The 20,964-nt window shown below is 67.7% G+C and carries 17 protein-coding genes and 1 tRNA gene; 11 read left to right on the plus strand and 7 right to left on the minus strand.

Going from position 1 to position 20,964, the window contains the following annotated elements; translation table 11 throughout:
• Window positions 1–47: 47 nt before the first annotated feature.
• A complete protein-coding gene (locus tag LQ938_RS13295; protein WP_223722588.1) occupies window positions 48–1,562 on the plus strand; it encodes a GMC oxidoreductase in 1,515 nt (504 codons plus the stop codon).
• Entirely contained in the window at window positions 1,559–2,506 is a 948-nt protein-coding gene (locus tag LQ938_RS13300) for a sugar phosphate isomerase/epimerase family protein (RefSeq protein WP_223722587.1), read from the plus strand. Before LQ938_RS13295 ends, LQ938_RS13300 begins: the two co-directional genes overlap by 4 nt.
• 91 nt (window positions 2,507–2,597) lie before the next feature.
• Here LQ938_RS13300 and LQ938_RS13305 read toward each other — a convergent pair whose 3' ends face one another.
• From LQ938_RS13305 to LQ938_RS13315, 3 genes are all read right to left on the minus strand, one after another.
• Window positions 2,598–3,095, minus strand: coding sequence for a hypothetical protein (locus LQ938_RS13305; protein WP_223722586.1), 498 nt, complete (start codon window positions 3,093–3,095; stop codon window positions 2,598–2,600).
• A gap of 115 nt (window positions 3,096–3,210) precedes the next feature.
• Entirely contained in the window at window positions 3,211–4,098 is an 888-nt protein-coding gene (locus tag LQ938_RS13310) for an HAD family hydrolase (protein ID WP_223722585.1), read from the minus strand.
• A gap of 67 nt (window positions 4,099–4,165) precedes the next feature.
• Window positions 4,166–4,918 (minus strand): DUF429 domain-containing protein, encoded by a 753-nt coding sequence (locus LQ938_RS13315; RefSeq protein WP_223722584.1) that lies wholly within the window; start codon window positions 4,916–4,918, stop codon window positions 4,166–4,168.
• 156 nt (window positions 4,919–5,074) lie between these two features.
• Here LQ938_RS13315 and LQ938_RS13320 point away from each other — a divergent pair, with 156 nt between their 5' ends.
• From LQ938_RS13320 to LQ938_RS13355, 8 genes are all read left to right on the plus strand, one after another.
• Window positions 5,075–6,115, plus strand: coding sequence for a DNA polymerase Y family protein (locus LQ938_RS13320; RefSeq protein ID WP_223722583.1), 1,041 nt, complete (start codon window positions 5,075–5,077; stop codon window positions 6,113–6,115).
• A gap of 220 nt (window positions 6,116–6,335) precedes the next feature.
• Window positions 6,336–7,178, plus strand: a complete 843-nt coding sequence (cyoE, locus tag LQ938_RS13325; protein WP_269216549.1) for a heme o synthase — start codon at window positions 6,336–6,338, stop codon at window positions 7,176–7,178.
• A gap of 246 nt (window positions 7,179–7,424) precedes the next feature.
• Window positions 7,425–10,331, plus strand: coding sequence for a glycoside hydrolase family 3 N-terminal domain-containing protein (locus LQ938_RS13330; protein ID WP_223722581.1), 2,907 nt, complete (start codon window positions 7,425–7,427; stop codon window positions 10,329–10,331).
• 69 nt (window positions 10,332–10,400) lie between these two features.
• Complete coding sequence (locus LQ938_RS13335; protein WP_223722580.1) at window positions 10,401–12,857, plus strand: glycoside hydrolase family 3 C-terminal domain-containing protein; 2,457 nt, start codon at window positions 10,401–10,403, stop codon at window positions 12,855–12,857.
• Window positions 12,857–13,477, plus strand: coding sequence for a hypothetical protein (locus LQ938_RS13340; protein WP_223722579.1), 621 nt, complete (start codon window positions 12,857–12,859; stop codon window positions 13,475–13,477). The genes LQ938_RS13335 and LQ938_RS13340 overlap by 1 nt, the downstream gene beginning before the upstream one ends.
• Before the next feature lie 19 nt (window positions 13,478–13,496).
• Window positions 13,497–14,540, plus strand: a complete 1,044-nt coding sequence (locus tag LQ938_RS13345; protein WP_223722578.1) for a glycosyltransferase family 2 protein — start codon at window positions 13,497–13,499, stop codon at window positions 14,538–14,540.
• A gap of 28 nt (window positions 14,541–14,568) precedes the next feature.
• Window positions 14,569–15,291, plus strand: coding sequence for a LytR/AlgR family response regulator transcription factor (locus LQ938_RS13350; RefSeq protein ID WP_223722577.1), 723 nt, complete (start codon window positions 14,569–14,571; stop codon window positions 15,289–15,291).
• The gene (locus tag LQ938_RS13355; RefSeq protein WP_223722576.1) at window positions 15,288–16,601 is read left to right on the plus strand and encodes a sensor histidine kinase; all 1,314 of its coding nucleotides are present in this window, start codon (window positions 15,288–15,290) and stop codon (window positions 16,599–16,601) included. The genes LQ938_RS13350 and LQ938_RS13355 overlap by 4 nt, the downstream gene beginning before the upstream one ends.
• Here the strand turns inward: LQ938_RS13355 and LQ938_RS13360 are convergent.
• Window positions 16,598–17,236, minus strand: coding sequence for a hypothetical protein (locus tag LQ938_RS13360; RefSeq protein WP_223722575.1), 639 nt, complete (start codon window positions 17,234–17,236; stop codon window positions 16,598–16,600). The genes LQ938_RS13355 and LQ938_RS13360 overlap by 4 nt on opposite strands.
• A 320-nt stretch (window positions 17,237–17,556) precedes the next feature.
• Between LQ938_RS13360 and LQ938_RS13365 the strand changes: the two genes are divergently transcribed.
• Window positions 17,557–18,234: a gamma carbonic anhydrase family protein gene (locus LQ938_RS13365; RefSeq protein WP_223722574.1), complete on the plus strand. Its 678-nt coding sequence runs from the start codon at window positions 17,557–17,559 to the stop codon at window positions 18,232–18,234.
• Here the strand turns inward: LQ938_RS13365 and LQ938_RS13370 are convergent.
• From LQ938_RS13370 to LQ938_RS13380, 3 genes are all read right to left on the minus strand, one after another.
• A tRNA-Ser gene (locus LQ938_RS13370) sits at window positions 18,213–18,304 on the minus strand. The two genes, LQ938_RS13365 and LQ938_RS13370, sit on opposite strands and share 22 nt — an antisense overlap.
• A gap of 64 nt (window positions 18,305–18,368) precedes the next feature.
• The gene (locus LQ938_RS13375; RefSeq protein WP_223722573.1) at window positions 18,369–19,640 is read right to left on the minus strand and encodes an LCP family protein; all 1,272 of its coding nucleotides are present in this window, start codon (window positions 19,638–19,640) and stop codon (window positions 18,369–18,371) included.
• A 171-nt stretch (window positions 19,641–19,811) separates the two neighbouring features.
• Window positions 19,812–20,858: an NAD(P)-dependent alcohol dehydrogenase gene (locus LQ938_RS13380; protein WP_223722572.1), complete on the minus strand. Its 1,047-nt coding sequence runs from the start codon at window positions 20,856–20,858 to the stop codon at window positions 19,812–19,814.
• Between the last annotated feature and the right edge of the window lie 106 nt (window positions 20,859–20,964).

Consider the following 20,964-nt stretch of genomic DNA (forward strand, 5'->3'; position numbering starts at 1 on the left):
CGCACGACCATCGCGCTGTCGGCAGCGCGCGAAGGAGTTCGCCCCCTATGACCCTCGACATCGAAACCGACGTTCTCATCGTCGGCGGCGGCATCATGGGATCGGCCGTCGCCGCCCTGCTGCGCGAAGCCGACCCCGACCTGGACATCGTCATGGTGGACGCCGGCGAGCCGATCGGCGACACCGTCGGGCGGCACCTGCACGAGAGCGACGACCCCGAGATCTGGGAGCGCTACAACCATCGTGTCGCGAGCGGAATCCAAGGCCTGTACGCCGGCGACGAGACGTTCCGGCCGGTCGCGCGCAGTCGCGACGAGCTCGAACTGGGGATGCACCGGCTGGCGACCCTCGGGGAGGACGCCGAGGAGTTCTCGGGCGCGGCGCTCGCGTGGAACGCCGGCGGGATGGGCGTGCACTGGACAGCGGCGACACCGAGCCCGGGCGCGCAGGAACGATGGGGCGAAGAGGACCGCTGGGCCCGGGACCTCGAGACCGCCGCGCGCCTCCTCCGCATCACGGAGGCACCGCTCGGTCCGACGGTCGCCGGCGAGCCCATCGTCACCGCCCTGCGCGAACGCTTCACCGACGTGCCCGCCGATCGCACCCCGCGGGCCATGCCGATGGCCGTCACGGTCGACGGCGACCGCCGCATCCGCACGGGTCCGGCGACGATCTTCCCGCCGATCGCGGTCGGCGGCGACCCCGCCTTCCGGCTGTTCACGGGCACGATCGCCACGGCGATCGACCACGACACCGACGCCGTGATCGGGGCGCGGGTGCACCGGTACGCGGATGGCGCGCGCGGCAGCATCCGCGCGCTCATCACGATCGTCTGCGCCGACGCGCTCCGCACTCCGCAACTGCTCTTCGCGTCCGGCATCCGCCCCGCGGCCCTCGGCCGGTATCTCAACGAGCACGCGTTCATCAGCAATCGTGTGCTGCTCGATCTCGACCGCTTCGGGCTCACGCTCGCCGACCTGCCCCCCATCCCCGAGGGCGAGACCGTGTCGGATTCGCTGTGGCTGCCCGCCAGCGCCGAGCAGCCGCTGCAGGCGCAGATCATGGCGCGTCCGTACATCGACGACGAGGGCTCGCCGCTCGCCTTCGGCGTGGGGGTGTCGATCTACGTCCCGCTCGACAGCCGACCCGAGAACCGGATCGAGTTCGGCGACGAGTCCGATCTCGCCGGTATGCCCCGGATGCGGATGCACTTCTCTTACTCGGATGCCGACCGCACCGCGATCGCGAAGGCGACCGATGTGATGGCGGAGATCGCCGCGGACCTCGGCGAGTGGGATCGCGCGAGCGACTCCGTGCTGCTGGCGCCGGGCAGCTCGCTGCATATGACCGGCACCGTGCGGTCGGGGAACATCGACGACGGCACGTCGGTGTGCGATCCGGGCGGACGAGTGTGGGGTTTTCGCAACCTGTTCGTCGCCGGCAACGGAGTGATCCCGACGCCGATGGCCGGCAATGTCACCCTCACGGGTGTGGTGACCGCGATCCGCGCCGCGGAGAGCGTGACGAGTCTTCTTGCCCGACGAACGGAGGTGTCGGCATGACCTTGCCGCCACGCGAACGCATCGCCATCAACCCTCTCCAGTGGGCGACGCCCCGTCTGGATCCGGCCGACCCGCTCAGCGAGCGTGCCTGGCTCTTCCCCGACCCGGGATTCGTGCCGACCTACGCCGCGGCGCTGCACGAGGTGAAGGGCGCCGGTTTCGACGCCGTGTCACTCGAGGTGCTGCCCACTCAGACGACCGCGGAGTACGCGCGCATCGTGGCGGATGCGGGCCTCGCGCTCGCCCCCGGATACGCCGCGATCGACCTCCCTGACGAACTGCCCGCTCCGGGGAGCAGCGCGCGGTCCGCGCTGTTCGACGACATGCGTCGGAAGGCCGAGGAGTCGGTGCACTTCGGTCTCGACACGATCTTCCTCGCCCCGGCGATGACCTTCCGGGAGGGCTCGGTGCGCACACAGGAGGCGGCCGCAATCGGAGCAGGGTTCGATGCCGACCGCCTCGACCGCATGACCGAGGTCATCGGGGAAGCGGCCGACGTCTTCGCCGCCGCGGGCGTGCGCGCCGGGCTGCACAACCACATCGGCACGTGGGTCGAGACCGTGGCGGAGATCGATCACGTGCTCGCCGCGATCGATCCGAGCAGGCTCGGTGCGTCGTTCGACATCGGCCATCTCGCGTGGCTCGGCGTCGATCCGGCGGACGTCCTGCGCCGCCACTCGGACCGGCTGATCGACCTGCACATCAAGGATCTCGATCTGGGGATCGCCGCGGCGAGCCGTGACGGGGCGCACCCCTACAGCTGGGGCCCGCGCCGCGGCCTGTTCCGCGAGCCCGGCCTCGGCGATATGGATCTCGACGCGATCCTCGCCGCGCTCCCGGAAGGGTTCGGCGGATGGATCGTCGTCGAGGTCGACAGCACCGACCTCGACCCCAGCGAGAGCGTGCGCCGGTGCGCACGCTGGGCCGACGCCACGTTCGCCTGACCCGACGGGGGCGGGCGGTTGGCCCGCTCCGGGTGGCGCATCCGCCGCAACTCCGAGAGGGAGCGGCGTGCATCTCTCCTCGGCGGCAGGCTCAGCCGTCGGTCTCGGCCGATCCACCCGTGCGCCGCGACCGGGGCAGCTCACGCGACGCACCCCACAGTGCCGCGAATCCCGCGTACGCGCCGAAGATGACGACGAACCCCAGAATCCCGATGAAGACGCCGGGCCCGTTCTGGTAGAACCAGCTGAGGTAGATCAGGAACACGATGCTTCCCACCGCACCCCCCATGCCTGCGCCGACGCTCCTTGCCGCGTTATTGACCGCGGGCCTGGGCGCGTCCGCCGACATTCGAGCGCCGACGTACGCACCGAGAGCCGCCGCCAGTCCGGACAGGATCCCGGTGATGACCGTGGGTATCAGGATCAGGAGAATCGTCCAGGACACCCCGGCACGGGCATCCGGCAGGTTTCCGACGTAGATCGCCGCCTGAATTAGCAGCATTCCCCCGGTCATGCTCAGGACGCCGAACAGGGTGAGCGCGAGCGTAAGGCGGCGCATGTCGGTCGGGTACTTCTCGAAGGGGTCCATGAGTTCTTCCGCGGTGTCGTCCTTGGTAGAGAATCTCAGGTTGTCAGCGATGACGTATTCGTATCCCGCACGGTCGCGCCATCACCGACTGGATGGGTACTCTTCCGCGGCCGGTTCAGGCTGCGGAGGCCGCCGCGTCCGACCCGCCGCCTGTCGGCGCGATCAGCGCCAAGCGGAGGAAGGCATTCCGCAGACCGTCGTCTTGGACGGCGTCGGTGACGAAATCGGCCACCGCCTTCGCCGCATCGGTGCCGTTGCCCATTGCTACGCCCACACCGCAGGCGCGCAGCATCTCGATGTCGTTTCCGCTGTCGCCCACCGCGACGGTGTCGGCCATCGTCCGCCCCAACCGCGCGGCGAGCACCTCGATCGCGGCGGCCTTGTGCACGCCGCGCGGCGAGATCTCGCCGCTGGCGGTGCCGAGTCCGGGCAGGGTGCCCCCGACGACGACGTACTCCTCGCCTAGACGCGCCGTCACGAGGTCGTACGCCGAGGGGTCGTCGCCGTCGAACACGATCTTCGCGGCGTGGTCGTAGCGGATCTCGCCCGGATCGAGCACGTGAAGTCGCACGCCGGAGTTCTCCATGTCGGCGCGCGTGTAGCCGAAGCTCGCCAGCACTCGCTCCATCCGCGCTCGGTGACCGGCGGTCGGGTACACCCCGCGCCTGCCCTGGAGGCTGTAATCGAGCCCCAGCTCGTCGAGGATGCCCGCGAGGCGCCGCGTCTGCGCCTCCGTGAGCTCGTTCTCGACGATCCAGTCGCCCTCGAACAGCACGTACGCTCCCGCGCCGGCGACGAGTCCGTCGAATCCGAGCGCGTCCACGCGCGGATCGATCTCGAGGGGGCTCCGGCCGGTCGCGATGAAGACCAGGTGCCCGCGTGACCGCGCCTCCGCGATAGCGGCTGCGGCGGATGCCGGGATGTCGCCGCGCTCGTTCGTGAGCGTGCCGTCGATGTCGAGGAAGACGAGACGGGGGGCGGCGGGCGGGCTGCTCAGGTGCACGACGACACCGTATCACCAAAACCGAGCGTTGTTTGGTTTATAGATCGCGGGAGGCGGCCGGGCACACTCAGGCCGTGTCCGCGTCAAGAATCAGATCGGCGATCGGTCCCTCCGGGAGCGCGATCCACCCTTCCCGCGCGGCGAGCGCCGAGACGTCCGCCGGAGGAGCGGAGGACGTCCCGCGCGCAGCGCTGCGCGCAGCGAGCGCGGCGATCACGGCGTCGAACGCATCCGCGGACGAGATCATCGCCGGCTCGAAATCGCCGACGTCCAGCCACGGCGCCGCATCCTGGATCGTGCGGAGCAGCCGGCGTCGATCCTCCGGATCGGTGCGATACCCGGCCGTCGCGAATCCCCACAACCGGAGCGACGCTCCCGGGTAGATCTCGACGACTCTCCCGCTTCCGGCCCGGTCGACCGGGATCCCCGCCTCGGCGATCCGGGCGAGCAATCCGGCGCAGCGCATCGCCGTCAGCCCCAAACGATCCGTCGATACGCTGAGCGGCCAGCGGCCCGTCCGTCGCCGGACGTCGCGGTCGGTCTCGCGGAACGCGAGCGTTCGCCGCCAATCGATCCCGCCATCGACAGTGCGAGAATCCGCGGCATCGTTCGCATGCGCGTGAACGAAACGCACGAACTCATCGGGCCAGCCGAAAGCGCAGTCGATGCCGACCTTGCCGACGCGTCGAGCAGCGTCGACGACCCGAGCGTCGTCGACGTCGAGCCGCAGGTCCACCACGGTGGCCGACGTTTGCCAGTCGATGATCGCCAGGGCTGTTCCTTTGCTCTGGGCGGCCAGGTCGACGCCCGCCGTCAACACTCTCGACCTGCGCTCTCGGAGGAAGTCACCACGCCATCCTCTCCCGGAGGAGAGTGCGTTCGGCGGATGCCCGGATGCAGACGGCCCGCTGCGAGAATGGGGCGAGGACCGCAGGGATCGCCTCACGGAGCGCATTCTCACGAGGAGGAGACGTCGATGGTGGGGCCGATTCTGCACGTCGACGCAGATTCCTTCTTCGCATCCGTCGCGATGCGCCGACGTCCCGATCTGTACGAAGTGCCGTTCGCGGTCGTCGCCCACGTCTACATCGCGAGCGCGAACTACCCCGCCCGCGCCCGCGGCGTGACTTCCGGCCAGCTCGTCCACGAGGCCGTCGCGGCGTGCCCCGATCTCGTCTTGCAAGACGTCGATCGAGACGAAGTGGAGTCGGTGAGCGACCACCTCTTCGACATCTTCGGCCGCCACGCCGTCAGCGTCGAACCCGGCTCGCTCGAGGAGGCGTTCCTCGACGTCGGGGCACGAGACGGGACGGCCGCGATCGCCGCGGCTCGGGCCATCCGCGCCGAGACGAGCACCACCCTCGGCATTCCGGTCAGTGTCGGCGTCGCCCGGACGCGGCTGATGGCCAAGCTCGCGTCCCGCCGCGCCAAGCCCGACGGGATCTACACGATCGGGCCGCCCGAAGAGCGACACCTGCGCGCCACGCTCCCACTCTCCGAGGTGTGGGGCATCGGCGCCAAGACCATCGAACGCCTCCGATTGTCGGGGTACGGCACCCTCGGCGAGCTCTCGACCGCATCCGACGAGGAACTCCGTCGGGTCTGTGGCGTGACCATGTCGCGACGACTCACCGCCATTCGCGCGGGTACCGACGAGTCGGCCGTTCGAGGACTCGACCGTCGCACGTCACTGTCGTCCGAGGGCGCGATCTCGGGTTTCGGCCGCGCCGATCTCCTCCCCGCCGACCTCGTGCAGCAGTGCGTTCGGCGCGTCTGTCACCGTGCGACGAGAGCCGGACTCCTCGCCTCGACGCTGTCGCTGTCATTGCGCCTCACGTCATCCCGGAGCCTCGCGCCGCTCAAGGCCGGTGCGCCCGTGCCGACCGACAATGCCGCGACCTGGACAACCATCGCCCGCACCCTACTGACCCGCGGCCCGGCGGCCGGAGTGACCGGCGTACGCGTCACGCTGAGCGGCCTGATCGCCGCGGAGGACGTGACCCCGCCGCTCTTCTGACCGACCTCTGCCCGCGAGCCGGGCGAGTACGATCAAGAGTGAGCGGTCTCACTTTCGGCTGACGCCGGGGACGCGCTGCCCTGCGCCACACCGGCGCCACTCGCCGTCCTCCCGAAAGTTGCTCGTGCACGCCGCTGCCCCCTCACCCCTGGACGGAACCGACGCAGCACTCGCGGCCCGCTCGCAAGGCAGCACTCTTCCGGCACGGGTGGCTCGTTACGTGTCGATGACGAAACCCCGCGTGCTCGCCGGGAACGTCCTCACCACCGCCGCGGGCTTCGCTCTCTCCAGCGCCGGCGCGTTCCGTCTCGATGGCTTCCTGACCGTCACCATCGGGACGACGCTGATCATCGCGTCCGCCTGTGTGGTCAACAACGTCCTCGACCGCGACATCGACCAGTCCATGGCCCGCACGAAACAGCGCGCGACGGTCACCGGAGCGGTCTCCGCCCGCGCGGCCAGCATCTTCGCCGCGGTCCTGGGACTTACCGGTCTCGCGATACTGCTGTGGATGTCGGGCTTGCTGGTGGCCGCGATCGGCGTCATCGGGTTCATCGTCTACGTGTTCCTGTACGGAATGTGGTCGAAGCGCATGTCCCGCCACGGCACACTCGTCGGCAGCGTGTCGGGGGCGATCCCCGTGCTCGCGGGGTGCGTGGCAGCATCCGGGACAATCGACGCGACCGCACTCGTCGCTTTTCTGATGATGTTCTTCTGGCAGGAACCCGAGTTCTACTCGATCGCGATCTATCGGCGTGACGAGTACGCGGCCGCGGGCGTTCCCGTTGTGTCCGTCACCCGCGGAATCCCCCACACGAAGCGGCTGATCGTCCTCTACACGGCCCTTTTCAGCGTGAGCACACTCGCGCTTCCGCTCGTCGCCTCCGTCGGGATCGTCTACACCGTCGTCATGGGCGCCGTCTGCGTCGCCTGGATGGGGATCGCCCTCGCCGGTCTTCGCACACGCGACGACGAGCGTTGGGCGCGGGGAAATTTCCGCTTCTCACTCTGGGTCGTCATGATCATGTGCGCGGCGTTCGTGGTGGGCCCGCTTCTGCCCTGACTCCTTCCTGCTGCGCAGGAATGTCGGTGATCCTCGTCGCCCAACGGCTCCCTGCGCAGACGGAATCCCGACCGACGCATGCCCGCGACGGCAGACCATCGGTGACAGTTCATGCGGCGAGAACGACAGATTGTGCGGCAGAGCGGGCGACCAGCGCACGCCACGATGAAATGACTGCTGGCACCGCTGCGCCGATGCAGGGTACCGATCTCCATCGTCGGAGATCTGCACACAGAGGAGTACACAGTGAGTTCAGCGACGGCTAAGCGGCCGATGTCGAACAAGAAGTTTCTCGCCATCTGGATCCCGATCGTCGCCGTGGTGGCCATCGTGGCCATCGGCGCGAACATCGCGATCGGCATGTTCCGAGGCGCGATCGAGTCGTACATGGGGGCCGGGACCTACGACATCAGCAATACCGCTGAAGGATCGGAGCTCGACACCGACTACTACGGCGCCGACTACGAGACCGTCGATGACGCCAAAGCGGCATCCAGCGCTCTCGTCGAAGAGATCGCCGGCGAGGGAATGACCCTGGTCAAGAACAACGGCACGCTCCCGCTCGCTGCGGGCGCCGTCACTCTGCTGGGTCGCGGAGCAGCCGATCCCGTCTACGGCGGCTCCGGCTCCGGCACCGCCGACACCCGGACGGCGATCAACATCCGCGCGGGCGTCGAGAACGGCGGGTTCACCGTCAACGGAACCGTCTACGACCAGCTCGCCGCGTTCGCAGAAGCGAACCCTGCGGCCGAGGGCGGACGCACCAACATCGTGATGGACAAGCCCGACGAGTCCAACTACAACATCGGCGAGATGCCGGTGGACCAGTACACGCAGGAATCCGTCGACAGCTTCGCCGAGTTCGGTGACGCGGCGGTCGTCGTCATCGCCCGCGGCGGCGGCGAGGGCGGCGATCTGGCGACGAACATGGAGCAGTGGGATGAGAACGCCGAGCCCGGCCAGCACCAGCTCGAGCTGAACAAAGACGAGAAGGACCTCCTCGAACTCGCGAAGTCGAACTTCGACAACGTGGTCGTCGTCGTCAACGCGTCGACCTCGCTCGAGCTCGGTGCACTCCAGGACGATGAGGGCATCGACGGCGTTCTTCTCGCCGGATCTCCCGGTGCCGTCGGCTTCGGCGCCCTCGGCCCGATCCTCGCCGGCGAAATCAACCCGTCCGGCCGCACGGTCGACATCTTCTCGAGCGATTTCACCGCCGACCCGACGTTCGCCAACTTCGGCGACTACGCCTACAGCAACGTCGACGACGCCTACTTCGTGGACTACGAAGAGGGCATCTACGTCGGATACCGCTACTACGAGACGGCGGCCGTCGAAGGCTTCATCGACTACGACGAGGCTGTCGTCTACCCGTTCGGCTACGGCCTGAGCTACACGGAGTTCGACTACGCGGTGACGGGGCAGAGCCTCGGAGCCACCGACGGAGAGATCTCCGTGGACGTCGAGGTCACCAACAGCGGTGACACAGCGGGCAAGGACGTCGTGCAGCTCTACTACACGGCGCCCTACACTCCCGGCGGCATCGAGAAGTCGTCCGTCGTGCTCGGCTCGTTCGCGAAGACCGATGTCCTCGAGCCCGGCGCATCCGAGACCGTGACGCTCAGCATCCCGGTCGAGCAGATGGCTTCTTACGACAGCGAAGGCGCCGGAGCGTACGTGCTCGATGCGGGCACTTACGAGATCAAGGTGCAGACCGACTCGCACACGGTCGCGCCGGGGACCTCCCCGATCGCATACACCGTCGCCGAGACGGTCGCGTACACCGACGGTCGAGCCAGTGACGAGACCCCGGCGACGAACCAGTTCGCCGAAGCGACGGCGCCGTTCACCGACGGCACTCTGACCGAGTTCTCGCGCGCGGACTTCGCCGGAACCTTCCCGAACGCCCCCGAGGGCGACGACCTCGTGGCGAACGACGCGACTCTCGCCGCGTTCGCTCCGTACGACGCCGCGGCTGCGGCAGAGGAGAACGGCGACGTCGAGGCACCGACCTGGGGCGCCGACGGCGACCTGTCGCTCATCGACATGCGCGGGCTCGCCTGGGACGACCCGGCCTGGGAATCGTTCCTCGACCAGCTCGAACTAGCCGACATCGTCGACATGCTCACCTCGGGTGCGTACAACACGGCCGGGCTCCCGGAGATCGGCAAGATCCGCACGAACGACCTCGACGGTCCCGCCGGATTCAGCTCGTTCATCAACCCGGACCTGTGGACCGGCACCGCGTTCCCGTCCGAGTACCTGCTGGGCCAGACGTGGAACGTGGATCTCGCCGAAAAGATGGGCGTCGCGATCGGCAACGAGGCGCTGACGATGGGCGCGAACGGCTGGTACGCGCCCGCCGCGAACCTTCATCGCTCGCCGTTCGCGGGTCGCAACTTCGAGTACTACTCCGAAGACCCGACCCTGTCGGGGATGCTGGCGACCGCCGCCGTCGACGGTGCGCTGACGAAGGGCGTCTACTCCTTCACGAAGCACTTCGCGATGAACGATCAGGAGACCAACCGTGTCAACGGCATGGGCATCGCGACGTGGGCCACGGAGCAGACCATCCGCGAGATCTACCTGAAGCCGTTCGAGATGATCGTCAAGGACGCCTCAGGGGAACTCAGCTGGTATGACGCGGACAACCAGAAGCAGACCACCGAGATCGGCGCGACGGCCATGATGAGCTCGTTCAACCGCATCGGGGCCACCTGGGCGGGCGGCTCGTCCGCGCTGATGCACGACGTGCTCCGCGAGGAGTGGGGCTTCACCGGCTTCGTCATCACGGACTTCAACCTGTACCCGTACATGTATGTCGATGAGGCGTGGGCCGCACGCGGAACCGATCACATGCTGACCTTCTCGGGCACGAAGACCGTCGACGACACGGAGAGCGCATTCGCGCAGTCGAACATCCGGTACGCCGCGCACAACGTGCTGTACACGGTCGCCAACTCCAACGCCGTCAACGGCATGGCCCCGGGCGCGACCCTGGCCTACCAGCCGGCCGCGTGGGAGATCTGGGTGACCGTGGTCACGGTCGTCCTCGGGGCACTGATCGTCGCCGGCATCGTCTGGATGGTGGTTCGCGTGCGTCGCCACCGCCGCCGCCCCGTCGTCACCACAGAAGACACCGCGTCGGCCTGATCTCGGTCCGACACCGAACGGGGCCGGGCGAGGTCTCCCCTCACCCGGCCCCGAACAGAAAGAACCATCGTGACTGACGTGAACGACACACTGGCGGACTTGAGCCTCACGGAGAAGGCTGCTCTGCTGAGCGGCGAGAACACGTGGCAGACGCGCGCCATCCCCGCACTCGGGGTTCCGCGCATCTGGATGGCCGACGGTCCGCACGGGGTGCGCAAGCAGATCGGGTCCGCCGATCACCTCGGCATCAACGGCTCCGAGCCCGCCACCTGTTTCCCGACCGCGGCCACGGTCGCCAACAGCTGGGACGAGTCACTAGCGGAGGAGATCGGCGCCGCACTGGGGCGCGAGGCGTCCGAACAGGGCGTGCACGTGCTCCTCGGGCCCGGCCTGAACATCAAGCGCAGCCCGCTCGGCGGGCGCAACTTCGAGTACTTCTCCGAAGACCCCGAGCTCGCCGGACGACTCGCCGCCGCCTACGTCCGCGGTATCCAGTCCGAGGGCGTCGCCGCATCTCCCAAGCATTTCGCCGTCAACAGCCAAGAACTCCGCCGCATGGTCAGCGACTCCATCGTCGACGAACGCACCCTCCGCGAGCTGTACCTCACGGCGTTCGAGATCGTCGTCCAGGAATCCGCCCCGTGGACGGTCATGAGTTCGTACAACCTCGTGAACGGCGAGTACGCGCACGAGAACACCCACCTTCTCCAGCACGTCCTGCGCGACGAATGGGGCTTCGGCGGGGCCGTCGTCTCCGACTGGGGCGGCAGCAACGACGCCGTGGCCGCCGTTCGCGCCGGCGGCACGATCGAGATGCCCTCCCCCGGTTTCGATTCCGCACGGGAGATCGAAGCGGCCGTGCGTTCGGGTGCTCTCGACGAAGCCGACCTCGATGCGCGGGTGCGCGAGGTCCTGACGCTCGTAGCACGGGTGACGGCTCGCCCCGTCCCCGCCTCCGTCGACGTCACCGCCCATCGCGCGCTCGCACGCCGCGCTGCCGCCGAATCCGCCGTTCTCCTTCGCAACGAGAACCGGATGCTGCCGCTCGCTACGGGCACTCGCGTCGCACTGATCGGTGATTTCGCGACCACGCCGCGCTACCAGGGCGCCGGTTCGTCGCTCGTGAACGCGCGGGACGTCTCCACTCTCGCGCAGGCGCTCGGAGCCAGCACGCTCGACCTCGTCGGCACCGCCCGCGGATTCCGCCGCGACGGCGTCGCCGATGCCGCGCTCGTCTCGGAGGCGCGAAGCCTGGCCGCATCCGCCGACGTGGTGATCCTCACGCTCGGACTTCCGGAGATCGCCGAGTCCGAGGGCTCTGACCGCGTCACGCTTGCCCTGCCGGCCGACCAGATCGCCCTCATGAACTCCGTCGCCGCCGTGAACGCACGTGTCGTGGTCGTGCTGAGCGCCGGTGGGGTGGTCGAGGTCCCGGCACTCGATGGTGCCGCCGCTCTCGTGCACGGTTACCTCGGCGGTGAGGCCGGTGCCGAGGGCATGGCTGATGTCCTCACCGGCGTCGCCGAGCCCGGAGGACGTCTGTCCGAGTCGATGCCCCTCCGACTCGCGGACACCCCGACCGCGGGGAGGTTCCCCAGTACCGCCCGCACCGCCGAGTACCGCGAAGCGCTCTCGGTCGGCTACCGCTGGTACGACGCATCCGGCACTCCCGTTGCCTTCCCGTTCGGATTCGGGCTCGGCTACACGACCTTTGCGTACAGCGACCTCCGGGTGCAGAACGGCATCGTGACGGTGACCGTCACGAACACCGGCGAGCGCGCCGGTAGCGATGTCGTGCAGGTCTACGTCGGGCGTTCCACGCCGAGCCGGATGCCGCGGCCCACGCGCGAGCTGAAAGGCTTCTCGAAGGTGCGCCTCGAGCCCGGCGCGTCGACGACCGTGCGTGTGCCGCTCGGCGACCGCGCCTTCCGCTACTTCGACGTCGATCTCGGCTCGTGGCAGGTCGAGGGCGGCGAGTACGACGTCTCGGTCGGGCACCACTCGGGCGATCACACGCTGTCGGAGACGGTGCACGTCGAGGAGTCGATCTCCGAGGGTGCGGCCGCGAGCGATCAGCACGCGGCGCGTGCGGAGGCGGGGCGAGTGCTCACCGATTCCGAGTTCGCCGCGCTCCTCGGCCACGACGTGCCGGCACCGGGCTGGGGAAGCGGTCCGCTCGGCTACAACGATCCGATCGACCGCATCTCGACGTCGAAGAGCGCGCTGGTGCGGCTCGTGTTCCGCATCCTCGACCGGCGCCGCCGCAAGGCAGAGGCGTCGGGGCACCCCGATCTCAACATCCTGTTCATGTTCAATGCGCCGTTCCGCGTGCTGTCGAAGATGAGTGGCGGCCTCGCCACCCGTCGCCTCACCGAAGCCGTCCTCACGGTCGTCAACGGTCAGGTCGTCCGCGGCGTGGGAGCGGTCGTGTCCGCCTACTTCCGCGGGCGACGTCTCGAGAAGACGAGCCGTGAGCGCTTCCGCGCCGCATCCGAACGCCCCCGCACGACTCGAAGGAGCCGGTGATGTTCACCGCCATCAAAACCCGCTGGACCACATTCGCGGACGGTCACCCGGAGCTGTCGAAGTTCCTGATGTTCTTCGTCTTCTCCAACGGCGTGACCCTCCTGCAGATCGCGCTCATGCCCCTGTTCCGCTGGGGATTCGACGCGTTCAGCGATCTCACGCAGGTCTCGTTCCAGGTGCTGCCCATCGGGTCGAACGTGGACGGCAGCCAGTACTACATGTTCAACTACGCCGCGGGTCCGCTCCCTGAAGGCGGCGGCGGCCTGTCGTACTTCCTGTCGGTGCAGATCACGCTGCTGATCGCACAGGTGATCAACTTCTTCCTGCAGCGCAACATCACCTTCAAATCGAACACCTCGGCCTGGGTCGCTGCCGGGTGGTACACGCTCGCGTACGTCGTGATCACGTTCGTCGCGGCCGCGGCGCAGGGTTTCTACAAGGCACCCATCTACGATTTGCTCATGAACATCTGGGGCTGGGGCGCGACCGGCGCGGTCGTCGCCGACGTCATCACGGTGATCATCAACTCGGCCATCTCGTTCTGGGTGTTCTACCCGATCTTCAAAGTCATCTTCCGGCAGAAGACCGTCGAGCCGACGCTCACCGGCGCCTCCGCTTGACCCGCCCGCAACACCTCGAATGCACACCGTCCCCACTCCGCTGCTGAGCGTCATCGTGCCGGCGTACAACGCCGTCGCGTACCTCTCGCGCGCACTCGACCCGTTGGCGACAGCGTCGCCGCGGGAGATCGAGGTCATCGTGGTCGACGACGGATCGACCGATGCCACGGGAGCCCTCGCCGACGCGTACGCGGCGGCCCTCCCCGATCTCATCCGAGTGGTGCATCAGCGCAACGGCGGCCACGGCGCGGCGATCGAGGCGGGGATCGCGCTCGCGCGCGGCGAGTACGTCAAGGTTCTGGATGCCGACGACTGGCTCGATACCTCGGCGCTGCTCTCAGTGCTCGCCACGCTGAGAGACCTGGCCGGACGCGGCGGTGTCGATGCGCTATTCACCGACTTCGTCTACGACCGCGCCGGGAAGAGCAACCGCGTCTCCCGGTTCGATACCGTCTTCCCCAGCGACCGGCTCTTCGGCTGGCACCAGACGGAACGGTTCGGAAAGCGTCAGCACCTGATGATGCACGCCATCATCTACCGCACCTCACTGCTCCGGGCGAGCGACCTCTCGCTGCCGCACCACACCTTCTACGTTGACAACCTCTACGTCGTCCGGCCGCTCGTGCGCGTCCGCACGATGTACTACCTGCCCGTGCAGCTCTACCACTACTTCATCGGACGGGCCGGGCAGTCGGTCGACGCCGACGTGATGCTCGCGCGGGTCGACCAGCAGCTCCTCGTGAACAAGCTCGCTCTGGGCGCCCTCCCGCCCGCCGCAGACGTCGCCGCCGGGTCCATCCCCGTCCAGCTCTATGCCGCGCTCCTCCATTACGTCGAAGCGCTGTGCGCGGTCACGTCCGCCACGCTCGCGCGGGGCGGCGACGACGCCCACCTCGCCAAGCGCGACGCGTTCTGGTCGCACGTGAAGCGCGAGAACCCGTGGGTGTACACCCGGATGCGGCGGAGTTTCATCGGCACGAGCAGCAATCTGCCGGGCGGCGCGGGCCGCAGGGTCACCTCGCTCGCCTACCACGTCGCGAGGCGCGTCGTGGGGTTCAGTTAGGATCGCGCGAGCGGGAGAGGAGCACTCGATGATTCGGATCGGCGTCGTCGAAGACGACCCCGCCAGCATCGACCGTTTGGTCTCCCACCTCGACCGCTTCCAACGCGACCACGGCGAGCGGTTCCACGTGGGTGCGTTCCGCGACGGTCGGGACATCATCGACGACTACCGCCCCGACTGGGACATCCTGCTGATGGACATCCAGATGGAGCGCGTCGACGGGATGACTGCGGCCCGCCGCATCCGGGAACACGACGCCGAAGTTCTGATCCTGTTCGTCACCAGCTCGCCGCAGTTCGCGATCAGCGGGTACGAAGTCGACGCCCTCAGCTACCTGCTGAAGCCCGTGTCGTACCCGGTTTTCGAACAAGAGCTCCAACGATGCCTGGTTCGGCTGCGACGACGGGAACGTCGCCACATCCTGTTCTCCACCGTCGACGGCGACCGCCACCGCGTCGATGTCGCAGACGTGCTGTACGTCGAGAGCGCCAAGCATCAGGTCGTCATCCACACGCTGACCGGTGACTACTCGGTCGTCTCGTCGCTGAAGGCGATGGAGGCCGAGCTCGCCGGCGACGACTTCTTCCGGTGCAACAGCGGCTATCTCGTGAACCTGCGCCATGTCACCGGGATCGAGGGCAACGACTGCTCGATCCGCGGCGGAGTCCACGTTCAAGTGAGCCGCCCTCGGAAGAAGCTCTTCCTTGCCGCCCTGGCCGCGCACATCGGTGCGAAGGGCATCACCTCGTGATCCCCGAGGTGGTCGCGAACATCCCCCGCACGTACACCGCCCTGGCCGAGTGGGGTGCGTGCATGGTGTTCGTGTTGATCGTGGCGCGGCGGATGCCGTGGCTGGCGACCGCGGCGACGATGCTGGGCGGCCTCGGCGCGCTGCTCGCGGTGCAGACGATTGCGGGCCTCCTGTCGGTGACACTGTGGATCCCCGGCATGCTGGCCGCGGTGGCGACGATGTTCGTGCTGCTGCTCGGAGTGCTGAGGGTGACCGCGGTGACCGCCGGCTACCTCACGGCGCGGGCGTTCGTTCTCGCCGAGCTCACCGCATCAATCCACTGGCAACTGGACCGGTTCTACGCCGACGCCCCGGAGGCGGGAAAGGCCGCCCTGCTCGTGCTCGTCTACGCGGGCGTGCTGGCGGCCGCGTGGTTCGTGGAACGCCGGCACATGCCGCGTGGCACGCACGTCGACGTCGGCGTCGCGGACCTCGTGAGCGCCTTGGCCATCGCCGGCGCGACGTTCGGCATCTCGAACCTCAGCTTCGTGAATGCCTCGACCCCGTTCAGCGGTCGCCTCGGCCCGGAGATCCTCTACATCCGGACCCTGGTCGACCTCTGCGGCTTCATCGCCCTGTACGTGCAGCACGAGGTGCGGCGCAGTTTGCAGACCCGACGCGAGTCGGAAGCGATGGCCCGTCTCCTCACCAGTCAGCACGATCAATACGAGATCTCGCGCCGAACGATCGACGAGGTCAACCGCAAATATCACGACATGAAGCACCACCTCGACGCTGTCCGCGCCGAACAGGACGCCCAACAGCGCCTGGTGATACTGGACGAGCTGGAGACGTCGATCCGTGATTACGGTGCGCAGGTGCGCAGCGGGAATGCTGTTCTGGATGCGGTGCTCACGGGCAAGCAGATGTACGCGCGAGAGCAGGGCATCCCGGTCGTCGTGGTCGCCGACGGCCGACTGGTCGACTTCGTTCGACCTCTCGATCTCACCGCGATCGTGGGAAACGCACTCGACAACGCGTTCGAGGCGACGATGCGCCTCGGCGAGCGAGAACAACGGATGGTGAAGTTCTCGCTCTTCGCCCACGACGATTTCGTCATGCTGCGCGTGGAGAACACCTTCGACGGCCGGGTGCACCGTCGCGCCGGTCGGATCGTGACGCGCAAAGAGGGCGAGGGCCACGGGTACGGGCTGCGTAACATCGAGGCCGCCGCCGAGAAGTACGGCGGATCGGTCTCGCTCGGGCAGGACGACGGCTGGTTCTCTCTGCGTGTCCTGCTCCCCCGGCGCGGGTCTGCGCAGTCTTCCTAGGCCGGGATTCGATCGCGTTCGTCGGCCGCATCGGCGGTCGTTCCGATCTCCGGTTCGCGCCGGAAGATGATCTTGAAGATCGGGAAGTACACCGCCGCTGAGAGCAGGGCGTTGATCAACATGGTGACCATGTCGGCCGCAGCCTCGCCCGTCGCCCCCATTCCCCACGTCGTGATGAAGAGGTCGTAGATCGGCGCTTTGTAGAAGCCCTGCAGCGCCGCGGCGCCGAACGTGATGACGACGTAGGCGAGCGCGTACCAGACGGCTGCGACCCACGGGTTGCTGTTCGATTTGAACGTGATGTTCCGCTGGGCGAAGAAGTTGATCACCTGCGCGATCGCGAGCGTGATCTGGACGGCGAGGAAGTACGCGAGCCCGCCGCCACCATCCGGAAGCGCGCCGGCGGCGTAGTCGAAGACGTAGTACTGACCGGTCTCGGTGGGCGCCCCGATCGGCAGCGCTTGGAAGCCCGTTTCCACGAGGGGCGTGGACTCGAAGAGCATCTTGATGACCGGCATGAGGATGAGCTGCAGGACCGTCATCCCGACGTTCAAGATCATGAAGATGATGAGCTGCGCGAGAGTCGGCTTCGCAGCTTCGAAGCTCGACCAGCGACGGGTGATCCGAGTGAACATGACGCGCTTTCTGACGACGGCGTGAGGTGGCTTCGCATGGGCCGAAGTTCAGGCAATCACGGACATGAAGGGTCGCCCCGGCGGCACACACGATCTGTCGGTCTGACGGCACAACCTGCGTGCGAATCCCCGCGCCTCCACCCTGAGAGGGGCGTCACGCACCCGCGCGGCTGGTTAGCGTGAATACTGGGGGCAAGACGGCCAAGAGCTCCTCTCGGGACGGCGACGACGCGTAGGGAGCGTCCGTCGCACCAACCTCGCGGGGTACGGTCGGGAGGAGCCGAAGCGAGCGACGCTGGTGCGGGACGAGGAGCGAGCGAATGCTCATCAGACATCGGGACTGTGAGCCGACGATCGATCCGACCGCCTACGTCGCTCCGTCCGCCGTCATCGTGGGAGCTGTGCGGATCGAGGCGGGCGCCCGCATCCTGCACGGGGCGGTCATCACCGCCGAAGACGGCGAAGTCACCATCGGCGAGAACACCGTCGTGATGGAGCACGCCCTGATCCGTGGCCGATCGGGTCATCCGGTGCGCATCGGCGCAGCGGTCATGATCGGCCCGCACGCGCACGTGAACGGCAGCGTCGTGGAAGACGAGGTCTTCGTCGCCACGGGGGCGTCACTGTTCCCCGGGAGCCGCATCGGCCGCGGGGCCGAGATTCGAATCAACGCGGTCGTGCACGTGAACACGGTCCTCGAACCGGGCGCCGTCGTTCCGATCGGATGGGTTGCGGTGGGCGAACCGGCGTCGATTCTGCCGCCGGAACGTCACGACGAGATCTGGGCGATCCAGCGACAGCTCAACTTCGGAGGAACCGTTTACGGCATCGGACCTGCCGTGTCGATGCGGGAACTCATGCGACAGCAGTCCGCGTTCTACGGCGCACACCTGGAAGACCGAGCGATCGACGAGGAAGACCGCTGCCGGATAGACGGCGTCGATCAAATAGATTCGACGTCTGGCGGGGCGTTGACTGGCGGAGACGGAGGGATTTGAACCCTCGGTCCCCGTGAGGGGACTCCACCTTAGCAGGGTGGTGCACTAGGCCGAACTATGCGACGTCTCCAGGCGCTCGCCTCGCGACGAGCACACCTGGCAATCATAACGGCTGCCAGGCGATCTTCCGAACGCTAGCGAACGTTGCCGTTCGAGCAGGTTTCTTCGGCCGCCGTCTGACCGGCGATCGCGGACGGAAGCTCGGCCACATCCGGTGCGGTCGTTGCCGACTCCGTCGGGGCGGGCGTCTCCTCCGGCGCGGTCGTCTCGGCGGGCGCCGGCGTTTCCGTCGGGCTCGCGACGATCGTGCCGTCGCCCTGGCTGGTGGTTCCGGTCAGCACGAGCTGCTGGTTCGCCTCGAGCGCCGTGAACAGCGCCTCGGCGGCCGGGTAGTTCGGCACGACCTTGTTCGGGTCGGACGGATCCGCGTTCGTCGGGTACTGCACGAACACGATGTCTTCGAACGGCACACCCTTCAGCGCGAGCGCGAGCTGCACGAGCTTCAGCGGGTTCGTCAGGCTCTGGCTGGGCGTGATGTTGTCAACGGCCACCGTGGCGAGCTTGTACAGCGTCGCCGGGTCGGACAGCACATCTTCGCTCACGACCTTGCGGGCCAGACGCGACATGTACTGCTGCTGGTTCGAGATGCGACCGAGGTCGCCGCCGTCGCCGACGCCGTGCCGGGTGCGCAGAAACTGCAACGCTTCGAGGCCCTGGATGTTGCGCGGACCGGCCGGCCAGTCGATGCCGGTGTAGCGGTCCTTGATGCCGTTCGCGATGCAGACATCGACACCGCCGACGGCGTTCGTGATCTCGATCACGCCACCCCAGGTGACCTTCGCCGCGTACGGAATGCTCTCGCCCGTGAGCGTCGAGATCGTCTTCACCGTGCACGACAACCCGCCGTAGGTGAACGTCGAGTTCAGCGGCTGCTTGCTCATCGCCGACGTCGAGGACCCGTCCTCCTGCTCGCAGGAGGGGATCGGCAGCATGAGGTCGCGCGGGAACGAGATGACAGTGACCCGGCGCGGATTGTCGGAGATATGCACCATCAGGTTCACGTCGTTGAGCTCGCCGCCCGCATCCGCACCCGTGCACCGGGCGCCGAAGTACTGCTCGTACGCCGGCTCGCACGCGTCGGTTCCGGCGAGGAACACGTTCGTGCCGCCCTCGATCGCCCCGATGTCGGGCGGTGCCGCATCCTGACCCTCGAGCGCGACGGCACCGTCGGCGTAATCGGTCGCCAGGGTGGCGACGTTGTACCCGATGATCCCGACACCGGCGACGAGAACGACGGCGAGGCCCACGGCCAGAAGTTTGAAGAACTGCGAGACCGGATGCGGCGAACGCAACTGGCCGTGGCGCGCGATGGTCTCGCGGCGCCCAGGTCGGGTTGACGGGCTCACTCGGGTCCTCTCCTCCGCGGACGCGACCGAATACGCCGCTCCTCCATGACGGCCCTCATCTTACGGGCGCAGCCCTGAAAGCTCGTTGAAGGCGCGACGTGCGTTGCCCGGGTGGTCCGGCTCCGCTTCCGGCGAGGAATGTTCGTCGCGGAAGCGGAGCCGGATGCAGACCTACGCGGTGACGAGCGTCTTGGCGTCGATGACGAAGCGGTAGCGGACGTCCGAACGGAGCACACGCTCCCACGCCTCGTTGATCTCATCGGCCGAGATCAGCTCGGTCTCCGGCGCGATGCCGTGCTCGGCGCAGAAGTCGAGCATCTCCTGCGTCTCCTGGATGCTGCCGATGCCGGAGCCGGCGAAGGACCGCCGGTTGCCGAACAGCGTGAACACCTGGATCGGCAGCGGCTCGGGCGGAGCACCCACGTTGACGAGCGTGCCATCGAGAGCCAGCAGCCCGAGGTACGCGCCCATGTCGATGACGGCAGACACCGTGTTGATGATGAGATCGAACTCGTTCACGTGCTCTTCGAAGACCACGCCATCGGCGGTGGCGTAGTAGTGGTCGGCACCGAGCCGGAGCCCGTCTTCCTGCTTCGACAGCGACTGCGACAGCACCGTGACCTCGGCGCCCAGAGCGTGCGCGATCTTCACGGCCATGTGCCCGAGACCGCCCATCCCGACGACCGCGACCTTCTTGCCGGGGCCGGCGTTCCAGTGGCGGAGAGGTGAGTACGTGGTGATGCCGGCGCAGAGGAGGGGAGCGGCGGCGGCGTAGTCGATCGACTCCGGCACGCGGAGCACGAAGTCCTCGTCGACGACGATGTGGGTCGAGTACCCACCCTGCGTGATCGTGCCGTCGCGGTCGACGGACGTGTACGTCTGGGTGTTGCCCTTCAGGCAGTAGTTCTCCATGCCTGCCTTGCAGTTCACGCACTCGCGGCACGAGTTGACCATGCAGCCGACGCCGACACGGTCGCCGACGGCGTACTTCGTGACACCCGATCCGACCTCGGTGACGACGCCGACGATCTCGTGACCGACGACCTGCGGGTAGCTGATCGGGCCCCACTCACCGCGGGCGGCGTGGATGTCGGAATGGCAGATGCCGGCGTAGGCGATCTCGATCAGGACGTCCTGGGCGCCCACATCGCGGCGCTCGATGGTCGTAGGGACGAGGGGTTCTGTGGCGGACGGGGCCGCATAAGCGTTAACAATCATCCTGGCCACCATAACCACCACACGCCCGAAGAAAGAGGGTCTGATGGGGCACCCCTCCGCGGGAATAAACCGGAGACCGGATGCGGATGCGGTTGCGGGGCGGCGT

It is taken from the genome of Microbacterium sp. cx-55, from assembly GCF_021117345.1.
GTDB lineage: Bacteria > Actinomycetota > Actinomycetes > Actinomycetales > Microbacteriaceae > Microbacterium.

Coding starts and splice junctions, on each gene's coding strand:
- LQ938_RS13300 (WP_223722587.1), top strand. CDS start 1,559: ATGACCTTGCCGCCACGCGAACGCATCGCCATCAACCCTCTCCAGTGG.
- LQ938_RS13295 (WP_223722588.1), top strand. CDS start 48: ATGACCCTCGACATCGAAACCGACGTTCTCATCGTCGGCGGCGGCATC.
- LQ938_RS13305 (WP_223722586.1), bottom strand. CDS start 3,095: ATGGACCCCTTCGAGAAGTACCCGACCGACATGCGCCGCCTTACGCTC.
- LQ938_RS13380 (WP_223722572.1), bottom strand. CDS start 20,858: ATGATTGTTAACGCTTATGCGGCCCCGTCCGCCACAGAACCCCTCGTC.
- LQ938_RS13320 (WP_223722583.1), top strand. CDS start 5,075: ATGGTGGGGCCGATTCTGCACGTCGACGCAGATTCCTTCTTCGCATCC.
- LQ938_RS13360 (WP_223722575.1), bottom strand. CDS start 17,236: ATGTTCACTCGGATCACCCGTCGCTGGTCGAGCTTCGAAGCTGCGAAG.
- LQ938_RS13340 (WP_223722579.1), top strand. CDS start 12,857: ATGTTCACCGCCATCAAAACCCGCTGGACCACATTCGCGGACGGTCAC.
- LQ938_RS13365 (WP_223722574.1), top strand. CDS start 17,557: ATGCTCATCAGACATCGGGACTGTGAGCCGACGATCGATCCGACCGCC.
- LQ938_RS13350 (WP_223722577.1), top strand. CDS start 14,569: ATGATTCGGATCGGCGTCGTCGAAGACGACCCCGCCAGCATCGACCGT.
- LQ938_RS13345 (WP_223722578.1), top strand. CDS start 13,497: ATGCACACCGTCCCCACTCCGCTGCTGAGCGTCATCGTGCCGGCGTAC.